Source organism: Pseudomonas sp. FYR_5 (assembly GCF_043106315.1).
In the GTDB taxonomy this organism is placed as follows: domain Bacteria; phylum Pseudomonadota; class Gammaproteobacteria; order Pseudomonadales; family Pseudomonadaceae; genus Aquipseudomonas; species Aquipseudomonas putida_Y.
Window position 1 is genome coordinate 50,309 of sequence record NZ_JBICMK010000057.1, and the last position, 18,463, is coordinate 68,771.

11 protein-coding genes are annotated in these 18,463 nt (G+C 62.6%); 5 read left to right on the forward strand and 6 right to left on the reverse strand.

Features of this window, described 5'->3' with window-relative positions; all coding sequences use genetic code 11:
* The first annotated feature begins 4 nt into the window (after positions 1–4).
* Together ACF8RA_RS08800 and ACF8RA_RS08805 are read left to right on the forward strand one after the other, a co-directional pair.
* The gene (locus ACF8RA_RS08800; protein WP_392519065.1) at positions 5–6,304 is read left to right on the forward strand and encodes an AAA domain-containing protein; all 6,300 of its coding nucleotides are present in this window, start codon (positions 5–7) and stop codon (positions 6,302–6,304) included.
* The gene (locus tag ACF8RA_RS08805) at positions 6,301–7,653 is read left to right on the forward strand and encodes a hypothetical protein (RefSeq protein ID WP_392519067.1); all 1,353 of its coding nucleotides are present in this window, start codon (positions 6,301–6,303) and stop codon (positions 7,651–7,653) included. Before ACF8RA_RS08800 ends, ACF8RA_RS08805 begins: the two co-directional genes overlap by 4 nt.
* A 72-nt stretch (positions 7,654–7,725) precedes the next feature.
* On the opposite strand, the gene ACF8RA_RS08810 is transcribed toward ACF8RA_RS08805, so the two are convergent.
* From ACF8RA_RS08810 to ACF8RA_RS08820, 3 genes are all read right to left on the reverse strand, one after another.
* The gene (locus ACF8RA_RS08810; RefSeq protein WP_279934964.1) at positions 7,726–8,181 is read right to left on the reverse strand and encodes a GNAT family N-acetyltransferase; all 456 of its coding nucleotides are present in this window, start codon (positions 8,179–8,181) and stop codon (positions 7,726–7,728) included.
* Positions 8,182–8,394: 213 nt separating this feature from the next.
* Positions 8,395–9,669: a type II toxin-antitoxin system HipA family toxin gene (locus ACF8RA_RS08815; protein WP_392519069.1), complete on the reverse strand. Its 1,275-nt coding sequence runs from the start codon at positions 9,667–9,669 to the stop codon at positions 8,395–8,397.
* On the reverse strand, positions 9,662–9,979 hold the full coding sequence (locus tag ACF8RA_RS08820; RefSeq protein WP_021782301.1) for a helix-turn-helix domain-containing protein: 318 nt from the start codon (positions 9,977–9,979) through the stop codon (positions 9,662–9,664). Before ACF8RA_RS08820 ends, ACF8RA_RS08815 begins: the two co-directional genes overlap by 8 nt.
* A 408-nt stretch (positions 9,980–10,387) precedes the next feature.
* Here ACF8RA_RS08820 and ACF8RA_RS08825 point away from each other — a divergent pair, with 408 nt between their 5' ends.
* From ACF8RA_RS08825 to ACF8RA_RS08835, 3 genes are all read left to right on the forward strand, one after another.
* Positions 10,388–10,981 (forward strand): GNAT family N-acetyltransferase, encoded by a 594-nt coding sequence (locus ACF8RA_RS08825; protein ID WP_021782299.1) that lies wholly within the window; start codon positions 10,388–10,390, stop codon positions 10,979–10,981.
* Positions 10,978–11,337, forward strand: coding sequence for a cupin domain-containing protein (locus ACF8RA_RS08830; protein ID WP_392487945.1), 360 nt, complete (start codon positions 10,978–10,980; stop codon positions 11,335–11,337). The genes ACF8RA_RS08825 and ACF8RA_RS08830 overlap by 4 nt, the downstream gene beginning before the upstream one ends.
* 67 nt (positions 11,338–11,404) lie before the next feature.
* Complete coding sequence (locus tag ACF8RA_RS08835; RefSeq protein WP_392519071.1) at positions 11,405–13,042, forward strand: mechanosensitive ion channel family protein; 1,638 nt, start codon at positions 11,405–11,407, stop codon at positions 13,040–13,042.
* A gap of 103 nt (positions 13,043–13,145) precedes the next feature.
* On the opposite strand, the gene ACF8RA_RS08840 is transcribed toward ACF8RA_RS08835, so the two are convergent.
* From ACF8RA_RS08840 to ACF8RA_RS08850, 3 genes are all read right to left on the reverse strand, one after another.
* On the reverse strand, positions 13,146–15,674 hold the full coding sequence (locus ACF8RA_RS08840; protein ID WP_176684036.1) for a fused MFS/spermidine synthase: 2,529 nt from the start codon (positions 15,672–15,674) through the stop codon (positions 13,146–13,148).
* An 84-nt stretch (positions 15,675–15,758) separates the two neighbouring features.
* Positions 15,759–17,324, reverse strand: a complete 1,566-nt coding sequence (locus ACF8RA_RS08845; protein WP_176684037.1) for an arylsulfatase — start codon at positions 17,322–17,324, stop codon at positions 15,759–15,761.
* A gap of 98 nt (positions 17,325–17,422) precedes the next feature.
* Positions 17,423–18,424, reverse strand: coding sequence for an HAD family hydrolase (locus ACF8RA_RS08850; protein WP_392519074.1), 1,002 nt, complete (start codon positions 18,422–18,424; stop codon positions 17,423–17,425).
* Positions 18,425–18,463 lie beyond the last annotated feature (39 nt).

An 18,463-nucleotide genomic window follows, 5' to 3' on the forward strand; every position in this document is an offset into this window, starting at 1 on the left:
CCCAATGATTCGCTATTGCCCAAACTGCAACACCGCACGCCCGGTACAGGAAATGTTCTGCGAGGGCACCGTCGACCAGCACCCCTGCAACTGGGACCTGGCCGGGGAGCCGATCCACGCTGACGGCTGGCGCCCGCAGATCATCCATACCGTGGACAATCTCCCGCCGACGGACACATCTCCAGCGCCCGGCCTCGTCTGTGAAAACGGCCATGCCATGGACCCTGGCGACCTGATGTGCCTGCAGTGCGATGCTTCGCCGGCCCAGTCAGCAGCGGCCAACGGTGTGCCGGCTGCCCCGGTCGACGATGCGCCCGCAGCCAGCGAAACCTTGATCGACGGCTGGTCGCTGATCCGCCAGATCAGCAATACCGACGGCGTCCGCGAGCGTTACCTTGCAGTGCACCAGGAAACCGCTCGCCAGGCGGTGCTCACCCTTTATCGACCAGGTGCGGAGCCGGACCCAGCGGTCTATGACGTGATCCGCCGCCTGCCCCGCGAGCATGTGCCCGAAATCATCGCCACCGGCCGCTGGGATGGCCGTGCATTCGAAGTGGTCGAGGAACTGACCGGCGGCAGCCTGGCCGACCTCGGCGGCGTGATCCGTGAAGCCCACAGCGTGCGCCATATGCTGCGGGAGCTGGGCCAGGCACTGCACGCCTTCAACGAGGCCGGCTTGCGCCACCGTGACCTGCGCCCGAGCAGCCTGCTGGTACGTGCCCACGAGCCACTGGACCTGGTGATCAGCGGCTTTGGTTCGGCGCGCCTGTCGGAGTTCGACCTGGACATCGTCTCGCCCCTGGAAACCAGCCGCTACATGGCCCCTGAAGCCATCGCCGGCGGTGTGGCGGCCGCCTCGGACTGGTGGAGCCTCGGCATGATCCTGCTCGAGCAACTGACCGCAGGGGCCTGCTTCGAGGGCATCCATGCCAATGCCTTCCTCATCCATGTACTGGCCAATGGTGTCCCGATTCCCGACGACCTCGACCCACAGCTGAACCTGCTGTTGCGCGGCCTGCTGGCACGCGACCGGCACCAGCGCTGGCAATGGCCCGAGGTCGAGGCCTGGCTTGACGGGCGCCCGGTGCAGGCGCCGGCTTCACCCTTCACCGAGCGCGACGACGGCGAAGGTGCTGCCTTGCAACTGGGCGATACGCGCTACCACAAGCCGGCGGTCTTCGCCCTCGCCGCCGCGCACGCCGAGCACTGGCAGCAGGCGCTCGACCATCTGTTGCGCGGCGTCATCGTCACCTGGGCCGAGCAGCTCGGCCTTTCCCCTTCATTGCTCGCCGGCCTGCGCCAAGTGGTGCAGCATGACGGGCTGGAGGACGATTTCCGTTTGATGCTCGCGCTGAAACTGCTCAACCCGGAAATCCCGCTGATCCACCGCGGTGAGATCGTCACCCCGGGCTGGTTGCTGGAGCATCCGCTGGAAGGCTACCGACTGATCAGTGGCTCGGTGCCCGACCTGCTGGAGCAACTGCAGACCGACAACTGGCTTTCTCGCCTCAAACTGCGCGCCGAGCAGGTGCGTCAGCGTGCCCTGCATCAGCAGATCGAACTGGTCGAAGAGACGTTGAGGGTATACCTGCTGTCAACCTCGCGGGCAAAGCTGGCCAGCGAATGGCAGGCACGCCAACGCCTACTGCCGGATACCGCGCACCCCGGCCTGCTGGCGTTGGCGGAACGACGGATCATCGCCGAGGAAGACCTGATCGTGTTGCTCAGCGCTTCGATCGGCCAATTCCGCTCGGTGGACGCGATCATCCAGGAAGCGGCTGAGCTGGCGAACAGTGTCGAAGTCGGCTGGTTCGACAGCGACGCTGCCACAGCGCTGTTACAGTACCCGCGCCAGGATCTTTACCACAGCGTCGATGAGCGCATACGCGGGTTCGCCCGCTGCGGCGTTGCCGAAGTGGATGCATGGGCCGAGCAGTTCCGCCTGGAACGGCGCATGCCGCTGCCCCAAGCCTTGGTGCTGCTGGCCATTCCGGCAAGCCAGTGGCTTGAACCTCAAAAGCAGCAGTATGTGTCGCAGATCCTCGAGTTCTTCGAGAAGAAGGTGGTAACCGCAGTGATGCGCGGCCCGCTGGTGCGCATGAGTATCGGCAAGACAACCGCCCGGGTCGATCTCAACGAACTGCACAGCGAGCGCCACCCAGCTGCCGCCCTGCTCGACCACCTGCTGCTGCGCAACGAACGGCCCGTGAACCTGGACCCTGAATGCTTCCAGGCCACGCCGCAGATTGCCTCGCGCCTGCACGCGCTGCACCGGCAGAGCGCACTGTACAAACGCGACACCGGCATCGATGGGCTGTATCTGGGCTTCCCTTTCCTGCTCAGTCGCGATCCGCGCGGCACCACGCGCACACGCATCATTCCGCTGTTGTTGTGGCCGGTGAAGCTGCTGCTGGAAGTGGGCAACCGCGGCCTTGCGGCCCTGGCCTTCGACAGCGAACGCGAAGAAGTGCGCCTGAACCCGGCGCTGGAAAGCGTACTCGGGGCCGAGGCCTGCAAGCGCTGGCGCAAGACGGCCGATGAGTTGCTTGGCCGCTCCTCGATCCGCGCCAGCGATGTGATGGATGCGTTCGGCATGCTTGCCACTGCGCGCTCGCGCAGCATCGTCGGGCTGCCGGCCAGCAGCGTGGAGGTCGTGCCTTACCAGGACGAACTGGCATGTGCCGGCGTGTTGTTTCACGTCACCTTCATGGGCCAGGCCATCGGCGAGGACCTGCGCCAGCTGAAGTCGCTCTCGCCTGCCGGCAGCGGGCTCGAGACCGCACTGCGGCTCAGGACCGGCGAGGAAGACGAGGCCGTGGCCCCGCCGGCGGAACTGCACCGCTATTTCACCGTCGCCAGCGACCCCTCCCAGGAGGCGGCCGTGCTGCAAGCGCGCCAAGGCCCGGGTTTGCTGGTGGAGGGGCCACCGGGCACAGGCAAGAGCCAGACCATCGTCAACATGGTCGCCGATGCCATCGGCCGCCAACGCAGCCTGCTTATCGTCTGCCAGAAGCACGCGGCGCTGGAGGTGGTGTACAAGCGCCTGGTAGCCGAAGGGCTGGGGCAGCGTATCGTCATGCTCAACGACGTCAATCGCGACCGCGAACCGATCATCCGCAGTATTCGCGAACAGCTGGAAACCCTGTTCATCGGTGGCGATGAAGGCCAGGGCCTGCTCCGCCAACGCGAACAAATGGCGGCGCGCATCGAGACACTCGAAGGCGAGCTGGACCGCTTCCACCAGAGCCTGCACCGCCCGGACCCGGCAACCGGTTTGAGCTACCGGCGCCTGCTGGGCGAACTGATCGAGCTCGAAGACGGGCCGCCACCGCTCGAATTCCCGGCGTTGCGCCAGCGCCTGGCCGTGCTTGACGTTGCCAGCCTGACACGCCTGGAAGAAAACTGTGCGCCGCTGATACGCCTGTGGCTGCCTGCCCGCTACGAAGGTAGCCCTCTGGTGCAGTTGCAGCCGTTCGCCACTGACCGCTCCACTCTGCAGGCCTTTACCGACAGCCTGCTGGCCTTCAGCCAGGCTGAGCTACAGCGCCAGACGACCCTGCAAGCACACCCGGCCAGCTTCGAGATCGACGACCCTGCGCCGTACCGGGCATGGATGGCCGCCCATGTGGCGACCTTGCTCGGGCTGAGCCAGGAGCAGCGACTGCGCCTGGCCCGCTGGCTCCCCCTGTTCCGCAGCAAGGACGGCGAGCAGCTGCCGCGTGGCGAAGCGATGCTGAATGAGCTGCGGCAACTGCAGCAGCAGCTCGACCAACTGCCCGAAGGCGATTACCTGACAGCACTGTCGCCTGCCTTGAGCCTGGTAGACAGCAAGTCGCTGCGCGGCCTGGAAAGCGATTGCACCAAGGTCATGGCCGCTCGCTCCTGGCTGACGCGCATGAACCCGATGCACCTGCTCAGACGCAAGCGTCTGCACGATTTCCTCGAAGCTCAAGGTAATGAGCGTGTGGATGAAGCCCTGCCAGGGCTGCGCGCGGCCATCGACCTGGAACAGCAATGGCGCCCTCTGCGCGCCGAACTGGCTGCACTTCACCAGGCCTTGGCCCTGGACGGCGTTGCTCCGCAGGCAGGCCTGGAGCTGGCTGCCTTGGTAAAGGCTGATATCCATCAGCTCGTCGAGGTCCAGGCTTTGGCGCAGGCACTGGCACAGTCGCCCCGCGCACACCAGGCAGACGATGCCGTGCTTACCGGCGACAAACAACACCTGGAGGCCTTGCTCGGAGAGCTGGATGCCTCGCTGCTGCGCCAAGGCGTGCGCCAGTCCAGCCTTGACCAGCTCAAGCGGCTCGAAGACTGGCTTGGCAACGAACTGGCTCAACAGTTGCGGTATGCCGTGGAACACAACCTGAGCAACGAACTGGCGCTCAGCCACCTGCACGACGCCTTGCCCCATCTGGCGGCCTACCAGGGCTTCCGCGCCCGCGCCGGGCAGCTCGCCGAGGCTGACCTGGAGCTGCTCGCCCTGCTGCGCCAGCGCCAGGCGCAACTCGACCTGCTGCCCTCAGAGCAGCTCGACGCCGCCGTGCGCCGCCTGCTCAACCGCGAAGCGCGGCTGGGCTGGAAACACCGCATCGAACAGGCCAACCCGGAGCTGCTGTTCAGCCAGGAGGAGGCCCAGGCCAAGGTTGCCAGCCTGGCTCAAGCCGATACACGGATGCGTGAGCTCAATCGCCAACTGCTGGCCACCGGTATCGACCCCACGCGCCTGGGTAGCCGCAAGCAGTGGGAGGATGTGACCCGGCTGACCGGCAAGCGCTCGCGCCGGCTGCGTGAATTCCTCGAACTGGGTGCTCCGCTGGGGCTGATGACATTGCGCCCGGTATGGCTGATGAACCCGGACGTGGCCAGTCGGGTGCTGCCATTGAAGAACGGTTTGTTCGACACGGTAATCTACGACGAGGCATCACAGATGCCAGTGGAGTTTGCCCTGCCGACGCTGTTCCGCGGCCAGGTCACCGTGGTCAGTGGCGACGAGAAGCAGATGCCGCCGACGGCGTTCTTCTCCAGCCGGGTCGAAAGTGACGAGGCCGAGCTGTTCGATGGCGATGAGCCTGACGAGGACGCCGACGAGGAACAACGCGAAGCGTTCGAAGACACCTGGAACCGCCGCGAAATCAAGGACTGCCCAGACCTGCTGCAACTGGCGCGCAACGCCCTGCCCAGCACCACCCTGCAGATCCACTACCGCTCGGCCTACCGCGAACTGATCGGCTTTTCCAATGCCTCGTTCTACGGCAACCGCCTGAACGTGCCGGTGCGCCACCCCCAGGCGAGCATTCGTCAGCTCAAGCCACTGGAACTGATCCAGGTCGAGGGCCTGTACCAGAACCAGAGCAACGCGACCGAAGCCACGCGTGTCGTGCAGTACCTGGAGGCACTCTGGCAGCTGCCTTACGCGCAGCGCCCGTCAGTGGGCGTGGTGACCTTCAACCGCAAGCAGGCCGAGCTGATCGAGGAGCACCTGGAAGCCCACGCCGCCGAAAACGAAGCCTTCCGCGCCGCGTACGCCCAGGAGCGCGAACGCAGCGAGGGCGGTGAAGACATGTCGGTGTTCGTCAAGAACGTCGAGAACGTGCAGGGTGACGAGCGCGACGTGATCGTGTTTTCCTCCACCTTCGGCCGCAACAGCCAGGGCACCTTCCGCCGCCACTTCGGGGTGCTCGGCCAGACCGGTGGCGAACGCCGCCTGAACGTGGCGGTGACCCGTGCTCGGCGCAAGGTGGTGATGATCACCTCGATGCCCATCGCCGACATTTCGGACATGCTCAACACCCAGCGCGCGCCCGCCAGCCCGCGCGACTACCTGCAAGGCTACCTGGAATATGCACGCGCGCTGTGTGCCGGCGAATTCGACTACAGCGGCAAGCTGCTTGGCCGCCTGCAGACGGACCGCAGCACGCAGGTGCATGGGCACGACCAGGGCCACGACGGCTTCGCCAGGATCGTTGGCGCGTTCATCGCGTCCCTGGGCTGGAATGCCGCCCCGGCCAGCGAAGGCGACGCGTTTGGCCTGGACTTCGCCATCGCAAGCCCGCAGACCGGAACCTATGCCATCGGCATCGAATGCGACGCGCCCAGCCACGCCCTGCTCGAACGCGCCCGGGCCCGGGAAATCTGGCGGCCCTCGGTACTGCGCCGGGCGATTCCGCAGATCCACCGCGTTTCGTCCCAGGCCTGGTATCACGACGGCGACAACGAGCGCGCCCGCTTGCGCGCAGCCATCGAGGACGCCATGCAGGCAGGGCAGCCGGTGGCCGCATCCAACGACAAGGAGATCTGCCAATGAGTGGCCCAAAGGTGGTGCGCATCGTCACCCGTGAAGAAATCATCGCCCTTTGCGAAGGCCATCTGCGCCGCCTTGATCAGGCTGTGGCCCGCTGGGAAGCTCAGGCTGAAAAGCTTGGCCAGCTGAGCGAGCAGGAGCGCGCGGCCACGCGGGCACGGCAAGCGCGGTTGCGCGCCTTGCTCACTGAGGACCAGTACCAGGCATTGCAGAAAGCCGTCCCCATCGAGATCGAACACCTGCGGCGCGACCAGCTTGCCCGCGAGGAGCGCGCAATTCGGCAAGCGGCCGAGCAGCGCCAGCATCAGCGCCGCATGAAGGAAAATGCAGCGCTTCTGCTCAAGGCCCTGATCAGTCGCACCGACACCGCCCCGCAGGTGGTGCAAGCCCTGAAAAAACTGGCCGATGGCGCCCAACTGGACAATGCCGAGCAACTGCTTGCCCAAGGCTTCGCCCAATTGAGCAGCAGCAAGGAAGCGCAAACCCTGGACGAACAGCAACGCGCGCTGGCTCGGCGCCTCAAGGATGAAGCCCCCACGCCCAACCTCACCACGTGGCTGGCCGAGCGAGCACAAGCCACCCGCGACCCACGCCTGCAGCAGATCGACCGGCATATCGCCGAGCTGCACCTGTTGCAAGGCACAGCCTGTGCTGAGCCCTTCGTACAAGCCTTGGCCCGGGCCGAAGCGCAGCCCCAGGCGCAACAGCGCAACTTGCTGCTCGACAGCCTGGTGATCGAGTTGGCCGACAAAAGCCGCGACTTCCAGCTGAGTCGCGATTCGCTCGCCAAGCTCCACGAACTGGCAAACGAAGTACAAACCCGCCTGGGCGCCGGGAACGAGGCCTTGCTCGAGCAGGTCCGCCTTTGCACGACCACCAGCCCGCAAGCCACGGTGAGCGAGCTGACGAGCCGCTGCGAAGCATTGCTCGCCATGCATGTGCAAGCGCAAGCCGCCCTCGCCCGTCGCGAAGCCATGCTCAAGGGCCTGGCCGAACTCGGCTACGAAGTGCGCGAAGGCATGACCACCGCCTGGGCTGACGCGGGCAAGATAGTACTGCGCAAGTCGGCCACGCCAGGCTATGGCGTGGAGCTGGGCGGCAAGGCCGAGAATGGCCGCATGCAGGTGCGTGCGGTGGCATTGAGCCGTGATCGCGACACGCAGCGCGACAAGGACATCGAGACGATCTGGTGCAACGAGTTCGGGCGCCTGCAGGCGATGCTTCAGGGTAATGGAAGCGAACTGCTGATCGAGCGAGCGATGGGGGTGGGAGAGACGCCACTCAAAGAAGTGCTTGCCGCTGAAGACGAAGACATGGCTGCTGCCGGACAGCTACGGACGACGTCATCATGAATGGGCACGATCTGTATGTTGATCTCAAGGATGTGCTGAGTCGTTGCCGAATAAACGGGTAGCTAGCCTGGGCTAATCCTGGAGCCGTTTTTCCATTACGATGGTGCGCTCAGCCCCATGAAACTCGTCGCGGATTTTCTGATAGCCCAGGGCGGCATAGAACTTCTCGGCGGTAATCGACGATGGCACACGTACAGCCCCAATGCCGGCGTGGGCAGCGGTCGCATGAATGACATCCATCAGATGCCGGCCAATGCCGCCTTTTTGGTGAGCCGGGTCAACGAAAACACTTCTGACCACATCACCGTCAAGACCGGCAGTGCCAACGATGTTATCGCCCAGCAAGGCTACGAAAACCCTGCGCTTGGCAAGTTGTGCAGTGACGACTTCAGGAGCAAAGCTCCGCTCAACCTGAGCGATCACATCAGGCGGGTAGTCCTGTGAATTTGACTCACGCAGGGCGGCTAGAACTACGCGGCTAATCGCTGCTGCATCGTTGCGTGTGGCGGGACGAACGCGATATTCCATGCGCAGACCTCAATGCTAAAGGATCACCGGTTAGCCCATCGCATTGGGCCTTCCCCGGACGCTCTCCAACAATTTCCTTCTTTGCTGTTCCCAACCAGCGCCGAGCGCTATCCGATCAACTTGGTGGTCTCTCCATGAGGGCATCACCATCCCGCCCTTCGATATCCCTTGCCAAAAATCGGCGCGCCGACTGAGCGCCCGCTCCTCCCTGCTTCAATGGCAACCGTTGCCCTGTAACCGAGCTACGTTCTGATCGATGCGGCCTTGGATCGTGCGCAAGGTGTCTGGCGTAATGACCTGTGGGTACAGGTTCTCGGCGATGCTTGCAAACTGGCTAGCCACCTCACAAATGCCGTCAATCATTCTGCCTGCAACCTCCGGGGGCACCTCGGCTTCCTCGGCAAGCCGAAACATTTGTGTGCGGGTAATCGACAGGGCCTCCCCCATTACATCCATCTGGTGATATCCACCTGATCCCTCGCAAAAGGTCACATCGTAGGCCGGCGACAGTCTCCAATGACCGTCCTGCGACATGACGTAGGCAAAGTTCTTGGGATGATCATCTCTGTTGTTGAACGCTACATTGAAGACAGCACGTTCGAAGGCCACCGCCATCTCTCGCACGTCGTTGGTACACATCTGGGTTGCCCGAAGGAAATTGACGTAGTCCAACACGCCTGGAGACCGGTAATTCGCCCCCGTGAAGGCCGCGAGGCTTTGCATGGGCACGCGCAGGCCATCCTGACGGTCAAACCGCTTGCTGGCAAACGCCGCCAACCCATCAGGCAGGCTGAAGTACTGCGTGTCAGGGGTCTCGATACCGCACATGCGCAGGCATTCGGCGTAGACCATTTCGACAGCGCACACCTCGGCATGCTCTTCCTTGGCCGGGAACTTGACCAGCCAGGCTTCAAAGCCCGCCGTCACGGCAGTTGTAAACCGGCCAGTTTCGGGATCACGATAGACAAGGGCCTTAGGCCTTGCACCTTGAGGCGAGCCACCCACCAGCAGCAACCTCTGCAGGAACTCACCGCCGTCTCCATGGAGCACTTCCTGCACTTCGGCGGCTAGCTGCTCCAGCGGGATGTGGACTTCAGACGCCTGCCCTTCGGGCGCCACGGGTTCAAACGTCATGGCCCCCATGGCATTACCACCGATATAGGCCAGCCGTTCCAGTGAGCCGATGCGCGCTGTGGTGAGCCCGCGGCGCCTGAACATACGGTCCATCAGCAACATGCCCCATCCGTCCGGCAAGGCGTCGTAAACAGGCCCTGGCAAGTACAGTTGGTGGTCTGGAAAGTCTCGGCGCAGTTGAGCCCCCTCCAACGGCAGCGTGTAGGACGACAGCTCCAAGCCCCTTTGCCTGGCTTCATTGCTGTACTCGAACACAATCAGTGGACGACCAGTCAGGGCAGTCGTGGAGACCAGCGTGCCCCATTGCCATCGCTCCCCCCATCCTTCGTAGAAGACGTTCACCTGCTCAAGCATTGCCGGGTTTCCTCTTGGTACGAAGACGATTGGCGCTGTTTTCGTAGCGCCGGATATCCTCGATGCTGTCCAGTTTTGGCAGGAACAGGCCTTCCAGTTCCTTGGTCCGGCCAAGCGCCATCGCCACCCGAACGACGTTCTCGAATCCGACATTGCGCCCGGCTTCAAGGTTGGACACTGTGTTTGTGGCGATGCCGGCACGCCCGGCCAAGTCCGCCTGTGTCATGTCCCGCGCCAAGCGCTCTGTGCGCAAGCGATCGCAGAGGCGCTTCACGACCTCACTCGGCTTGCTGAAGCTTAAATCCAACATAGTGTATACCTAGCCCGCTCTGTGCCAGTTAATCCACAAAATTATAGAATTAACGCCAGGCCCTATCAAGCGAGCTAATTCCCTTAATTTGCGTCTTATCGCTTGTTTTCTACATTTACCCACAATTTAGTGGATTTACGGACGCTCTGCACAGAGGCTTCGTCGGCGGTTTGAAAGGGGTTGCACGATCCAATACCCAAGCCATCCCGAACCTTTTATAGCGCCACGTGCATGTGGGCATGAGGGCATGAGGGCATGAGGGCATGAGGGCATGAGGGCAGTGTCGCGCGCCGTGCTGATGGTGTTCGCGCAGAGCATCATGGGAACCGCTGAAACCGTCTACCCTGCCCCGCAGCCAAAGGCTTAGCCCTTGCAAAATGACCACGCGGCCCCTTGGGAGCACTGTACATGTCTATCGACTTCAGACCCGCTCGGGTCTCGGACGCGCATGATATTGCGCGCTTCTTTCAACTGACATCGGAGGGCATGGCCGATTACATATGGAGCAAGCTCGCTGCCCCCGGAGAAGCACTGCTGAGTGTCGGTGCGTCTCGCTATGCCAGAGAACAGGGCGACTTTTCATACAAGAACTGCCTGATGGCCACTTTCGAAGGGCGCGTCATCGGCATGATGCATAGCTATGTCTTGCGCGCGACGCCTGACAGGCCAGCCGAGACCGACCCCGTCCTCGCGCCTTATTCCGACATGGAAATACCCGATACCTTGTACATATCCAGCCTGGCACTGGATGAGGCCTGGCGGAGCCAGGGGCTGGGTGCCCAGTTTCTTCGCCACGCCCAGCAGCGCGCTGACGACGCTGGCCTCGATGGACTGTGCCTGATCGATTACGCAGAAAACCACGGTGCACGCCGCTTCTACGAACGTCATGGATTTCAGATCGTGAAAACCTGCCAGATCGTTCCGCACCCGATGCTCGGTGTAACCGGTGAAGCCTATTTAATGTATCGCCCTACTCACAACGTGCTCGAGAAACAGCCATGAACCAGAAACTGACCGTGTTCCGCGAACTGGATATCCAACCGCTGCGCGACCTGCCCTTCTTTGAAGAAGTTTTGGAAGGTACCCCTCACACGCTGACGTCCAAGTACTATCACGATGAACAGCAAGGTCGCATTTCCGGAGAATGGGAAGCCAGCACCGGGGCGTGGCGCATTGACTACAAAGTCTGGGAGTTCTGCCACGTTTTGAGTGGATGCTGCATCATCGAGCTTGAGGGTTGCGCCCCGGTCAAACTGGCCGCTGGCGACACGTTCATTATCGAACCGGGCGCCAAGGGCAAATGGACCGTAGTGGAAGACATGAAGAAGAACTTCGTGATCCTCTTGCACGCGAACTAAGCCACTGAATGCTGGCTGAAGCCGACTATGCTGGTAGCAATCCACACGCCGGCACAGGGGCTGTCAAATGGGCAAGAAGCGCAGGTTCGGACGGGCTGCTTGGCTGGTGCTACTGACCCACTTGCTGTTCTCGCCCCTGCTCCATGCAGACAACCCTCAGTCCGGGCCAGAGGTAGAGGGTGTCATTGCCGAGCCCGCCCCGCTGACCGTCATCAACCGCACGGTGCTGGTCTTTCGTGCGACGCTGCTGGGCGAAACACCCAAGGTGCGCGCCCAGCGCGCCAAGAAGGTCATCGAGGAAACACTCCAGGAAACAAACGATCTGGAGGTTCGCGTCGACCCTATTCTGCGCAGCTACCTGGTGCTGCTGGGGGGGCGCCGTGCATTCATCGTGACGCCGCTGGATGCTGCGGCCGATAGCATTACAGCAGGCGAAGCCGCCGAGCAGGCCGCCGAGAACCTGCGCCTTGTCGTCGAGGAAACCCGTCAGGCGCGTAGCCTGCGCTTTTTGCTCACGGCGATAGGCTACGGCGCTGCGGCAACCTTGGTGTTCTTCATGCTGGTAAAGGCCGCAGGCTACTGTCGACGCAAGCTCTTGGGACTGCTGCCCAAACTGATGGGCAAACACTCCGAGCGCCTCAAGGTCGGCCACACGCAACTGTTCGACCTGCAGAACCTGTACTACCTGATCGACCGCTCACTCTGGCTGCTGTACTGGTTGGTCGTGTTGTTGTTCTGCTACCAGTGGCTGGGCTTCGTGCTGTCTCAGTTCCCCTACACAAGGTCTTGGGGTGAAAGCCTCAATATCCACCTGATGGAGCTGCTCAACTACCTGGTCAGCGGCATTTTACGTGCCATGCCCGGCCTGGTAGTTGCGCTGTCGATCTTCTTCATCGCCCGCGGTATCAGCGCCTTCTCCAAACGTGTGCTAAGGCGCATGGCACGCCCGGGCACGTTGAAATGGCTGACCGCCGAAACCTTGCAACCGACCATGCGCCTGACGTCGCTGGCAATATGGCTATTCGCCCTGGTGATGGCCTACCCCTATCTACCCGGCTCGGGTACCGATGCCTTCAAGGGGCTCTCGGTGTTGCTCGGTCTGATGATTTCACTGGGGGCGACCAGTGTCATCGGCCAAGGGGCCGCCGGATTGATCCTTACCTACACACGCACGATGCGCGTCGGCGAGTTTGTACGCGTGGGCGATTACGAGGGCACGGTGACCGAAGTGGGCATCTTCACCACATCCATACGCACCGGGCTTGGCGAAGTGCTGACACTTCCCAATTCAATGATTACCGGCTCGGTGACCAAGAACTACTCGCGTATCGTGGAAGGGCCAGGCTATGTGGTCGATACCGTGGTGACCATCGGCTACGACACCCCCTGGCGTCAGGTCGAGGCGATGTTGCTGGAAGCGGCTCGTCGCACCGACGGCGTGCTGCAAACGCCCGCGCCCCAGGTATTCCAGACGGCGCTGTCGGATTTCTACCCCGAGTATCGATTAGTGGCCCAGGCCATTCCGTCAGAGCCCAGGCCACGCGCGCAGCTCCTGAGCCTGTTGCACGCCAATATCCAGGACGTGTTCAATGAGTATGGGGTGCAAATCATGTCGCCTCACTACCTGGGCGACCCCGAGCAACCCAAATGGGTGCCCAAGGAGCAGTGGCACGCGGCCCCGTCCAAACCTGAAAACTCCGCGTGAGCGATGAACCCTCCGGTGCTGATCAGGCCCCAGCCATGGCCCCGTGCAGGCGCAACATGCAGTAATAGCCAGGCCTGACGCAGTTTCTAACCGTGGGTTCAGTTCAGCGCCTACCGCCGGTAAACCAGCGCATGTAAGGATTCTCTGCGCTGATCGGCGCCAAGGCCCGCGCCTCGCGCATCCAGGCCTGGCGATTGCCGTTGTAGGCCAGCAGCGACAGCCCATAAAAACGACGCAGCAACGCCCACTCATCATTCACCGCGGCGAGCACCGAGGGGTTGGCATTTTCCAATGGCGGCGCTACCCGCAGCGCCAGTAATGCCGGTAGCACGCGGGTGATTTCGCGCGGCCGTACCCACGGCGCGTACTCGATACGGGGCCGATCGTCGGTAACCGGCTGTGCATCGCCGGCATAACGCTCAAGCCCTTGCCGGTCGGTCACCCAGGTGGCCAGCAATGCTTCGACCGAGCTTACGCCGACCTGGGCCAGGGCAGCCGAAACCTGGGGTTGCTCGAAGCGTTGGCGGATGCGCGGTACATCCAGCACCATCGGCGTTGCCGAGCCGATCAAGAGCATCTCGTGAAACTCAGTGGTCCACAGCGAGGCATGCGGGAACACGTCAAGAAAGCTGCGTACCAGCGAGCGGCTGTCCTCGTCGTTCTGGGTGGGGAGCGGTAGCCATTGAGCCACCAGTCCATGCTCCTGCAGGCGAGACGCTGCCAACTGATAGAAGTCGCGCGAGTAAAGGTTGACCACCCCTGCTGCCGAGGGCGGTGGTGGCTCCAGGGTGATCACGTCGTATCGTTGCTCATTACGCAAAAGCTCCCGGCGCCCATCACGCAGGCGGATGTCAAGGCGCGGATCGTTCACAGCGTCGTAGTTACCGGAGAACAGCGGCGCCGCTGCCAGTACCTGCGGCAGCAGTTCGGCAACCACCGGATGCTCCAGGCCTGAATAGCGCAGCATTGCACCGGCGGTGATCCCGGTGCCGAAGCCGATCACCAGCACCGAGCGCGGCTCGCCGCGATGTATCAGCAATGGCAGCAACGCCTGCAGGCGCATGTAGCGCAGTGACGGCATGGCATCCCCAGTGTTGGACACACCCTGGATGTACAGGCGGTTGAACGCTTGTCCCTGACGCTGCTGGTTGACCACCGCTACCGTGCCGCCGCGGCCTTCCTGGTAGAACACCAGTTCGCCGCTACGCGCACCTGGTAACAACTGTGCCAAGCGTTCTGGTGGGGTAAGTGCGCCGGAAACCAGGGTCGCGCCGCCAACCAGCAGGACCGCTGCCCGCATGCCCTTGTGCACGGCCTTGCCGCGCCATGTCGCTACTGCCCCGATGGCCGCCGCCAGGCAAGCGAGCACCACCAAAGTTCGCACCAGCCCTATTCCAGGCACCAGGACAAACCCCGTGAGCATGACACCGACGATGCCACCCAGGGTATTGAGGGCAATCACCGCCCCCACGTCCCGCCCCACTTGGCCACTGTCCACGGCCAGGCGCAGGGCCAGCGGAAATGCCGCCCCGAGCAACGTGGTCGGGATGAATACCACGCACACTGCGGCAGCCGCAAAGCGCGCGCACATTCCAGCCAACTGGCTGCCGGTCAGTTGCAGTACATGGCTTTCCAGCAGGGTCTGCCAGGTCACCAGCCACCGCCCGAGCCCGGCAATCTGCAACAACGCCAACAGCCCGGCAGACGCGATCAGCAGGCCGAACAGCCCCCAAGGGTCGCGGATGCGGTCGGCGCGCCGGGCATACAGTGCACTGCCCAGGACCAACCCCGTCAGGTACGTGGCCAGCACCACGGAGAAGGCAAACGCGCGGGTACTCATGAACTGCACGATCGATTGGGTCCACACCACTTCGTAACCGAGCGCCACGCCGCCTGCCAGGCAATACAGGGCGATGGCCAAGCGAGCCTGCGGCGTGCGCGGCAGCGAGGCAGTGGCAGAGGTAGGCAAGGCCCGCTCATCCCTGCCGCGCCCGCACCAGGCGCCCAGCGCGGCCAGCAGATTCAACGCCCCCGCTACGCAGGCGGCCCCGGTGACGCCAAGCAGGGGCAGCAAGACGAATGCCGCCAACAAGGTGCCGCAGATTGCGCCAGCGGTATTGGCGGCGTATAACCGACCACCCGCCTCCCCCGTCTGCGCGTCACTGGGGGTCAGCGCTCGAACCAGTACAGGCAAGGTTCCGCCCATCAAAAAGGCGGGCAGCCCCACCAGGCTCAGTGGCAGCAGCCAGGCCAGCAAGCCGACATTTGCCTCCAGGCGGGCAAACAGTGCCGCACTCTGCGCCAGCCCCAAGGTCGCCGCCACCGCCAGTAAAGCGACCGCCAACTCCAGCCCCGCATAGAGCCTGACCGGGTGGCGCAAGCGGTCAGCCCAGCGACCGAACAGCAGGCCGCCCATGGCCAGCCCTGCAAAAAACGCGCTGATGCCAGCGGTGATGGCATACACCTCCACCCCAACCACCAGAGACAGCTGCTTGACCCAAAGCACCTGATAGATCAGCGCTGCACCACCAGAGGCGAACAGCAGCGCCGCAGGCATCAGCCATTGCAGCGGTGCTTGCGTTTCGGTGGTGCCGGGGCTGCCGGCGCGGGGAAGGTTCACGACTGCTGGCATCATCAAGCCTTAACGGACTCACACGCCTGTCCGCACTGGGTATGAAAGAATGCGCCCGCCAAGGGCGGGCGCGGGGCATTGCCGTTATTGCTTCATCTTCTCTTCGATCTTCTTGTCCACGTCAGCACGGATCTGGTCGATGCTGAAACTTGCCGGACGCTGGCTCGGCGGGTATTCCACGAACGTCTGCAGGAATGCGGCAGCTTTGCGGGTTCCCTGGAAGATCAGGTAGTCGTTCTTGGTCACCCAATCGTAGTACTGGTTGGAGACGACATCGGCGCGTTCATACGGGTCCATACGCAGATTGAAGACCTTGGGCACCCGCAGACAGGTGAACGGCTCGCTCCAGACGGCGAAGCCACCCGGGGCGCGCTGTTCGCAGAACACAAGCTTCCAGTTGCCGAAGCGCATCGACACCAGTTCACCGTCGTCGTTGAAGTAATAGAACTCGTTACGTGCGCTCTTGTCCGTTTTGCCGGTCAGATAGTCCAGTTGGTTATAACCGTCCAGATGCACCTTGAAGTTTTTGCCCCCCACATCGGTGCCCTTGAGCAAACGGTCCTTGATGTCAGTGTCACCGGCTGCGGCCAACAGTGTCGGGAACCAGTCCAGCCCCGAGAACATCTGGGTGGACACCGTGCCCGGCTTGACCTTGCCCGGCCAACGGATCATCGCCGGCACGCGGTAGGCGCCTTCCCAGTTGGAGTTCTTCTCGTTGCGGAACGGCGTCGTCGCGGCATCAGGCCAGGAGAACTGGTTAGGACCGTTGTCCGTGGTGTAGACCACGATGGTGTTGTCGGCGATCTTCAGGTCATCGAGGGTCTTGAGCAGCTTGCCCACATCACCGTCGTGTTCGAGCATGCCATCTGCATACTCATTGCCCGGCATGCCGCTCTGCCCACGCATCGACTCACGTACATGGGTATAAAGGTGCATACGGGTGGTGTTCATCCAGACGAAGAACGGCTTGTCAGCCTTGACTTGCTTGTCGATGAAGTTGATTGCCGCCTGGGTGGTCTCGTCGTCGATGGTCTCCATGCGCGACTTGGTCAGCGCACCGGTATCCTCGATCTTGCCATCGGCGCTCGACTTGATCACACCGCGCGGCGAGGTAGCCTTGACGAATGCCTCATCATCCTTAGGCCACAGTTCACGCTCCGGCTCTTCTTCGGCGTTGAGGTGATACAGGTTGCCGAAAAACTCGTCGAACCCATGATTGGTCGGCAGGTATTCATCCCGGTCGCCCAAATGGTTCTTGCCGAACTGGCCAGTGGCATAGCCCTGCGCCTTGAGTGCCTGGGCAATGGTGACATCGCGCGCCTGCAAGCCCACGGGCACCCCAGGCATACCGACCTTGGACAAACCGGTGCGCAGCGGTGTCTGCCCGGTGATGAAGGTAGAACGCCCAGCGGTGCAGCTGTTCTCGGCGTAATAGTCAGTGAACAGCATCCCTTCCTGGCCGATGCGGTCGATGTTCGGCGTCTGATAGCCGACCACGCCCTTGCCGTAGGCACTGATATTGGTCTGGCCAATGTCATCGCCGAATATCACCAGAATATTGGGTTTTTCCGCGGCACTCGCCGTGCACACGCTCACCGCCGCAGTAGCGGCGAGCGCGAATGTGGTTATCCATCTTCTACTGGACTTCATAAGGCGGTTTCTCCGTATCACGTTTACTGGCATTTGCCACGACTACGTGCACGATCGACCTACTGCTTGGCTGGTTCCCTGTGCCCTGCGGTTCTCTTTCATTGAACCTGGTTGCTTTCGAATGGGTAGATGCGCTGCCACTCGCGCGCCATATCGACTACGGTCCAGTTCGCACCCATGGCGGCATCCAGCGCCTTGTCCAGGTGCCCGACCTTGCTGTCGCGGTCATAGGCCCATTCGCGTGTCGCATCGGTGTGGTGGACCAGCCCGGCAAAGCGCTTGCCGTCGCCAGCCATGGTCCACTGCAACATTTGCAGGTCGCCGTCGGAGTTGCCGAAGGCGAAGATAGGGCGACGGCCGATATGAGCATCGATGCTCACCGGCTTGCCTGGGCCATCATCGTTGTGCAGCAACTTGGGCAGCCGTTCGATAGACAATTTACCGTTGTCGTCGATAAAGCGCGCTTCCAGTATGGTGCCTATCACTTGCTCTGGCGGCACCCCATAGACTTCCTCAGCGAATGCACGCATGAAGGCCACCTCGCCGCCTGAAACGATGTAAGTCCTGAAACCGTTGGCCCGCAGGTACTGCAAGAGCTCGAGCATGGGCTGGAAGACCATCTCGGTGAAGGGCTTGTGGGTGCGAGGGTGCACGGCCTTCGCCAGCCAGCGCTGGGTATTGGTGATAAAAGCCTCGGTGCTGACCCCGGCATGAGTGGCGGCCACGATCTTCAGCATACCGTCCATGCCGCTGTCAATGAGTGCTTGCTGGCCGCCCTCAAGGACGGCCTTGAACGGCTGTTGGGTGGCCCATTCCGGGTGCTGCGGTGCGAGCCTTTTGACCTCGTCGAGGGCAAACAGCACTTCGAAATACAGCGGCTGCTCGCTCCACAGCGTGCCATCATTGTCGAAGACGGCGATGCGCTCGGCCTCGGGCACGTAATCTTTGCCGCCCTCGGTGGTCACGGCGCCCACGAAAGCTTCGATGGCTTGCCGTGAAGGACCCTCCCGCCAGGAAGGCAGCGGGTTCGCGGCCTGCACAGCCAAAGGCAACACGAGCAACCAGGTCAACCACCAGCGCGTACGGTGCAGGTCGAGCATGAAGTATCCCTCCTCTGTGCTGCCTATCCACTTCAGGCA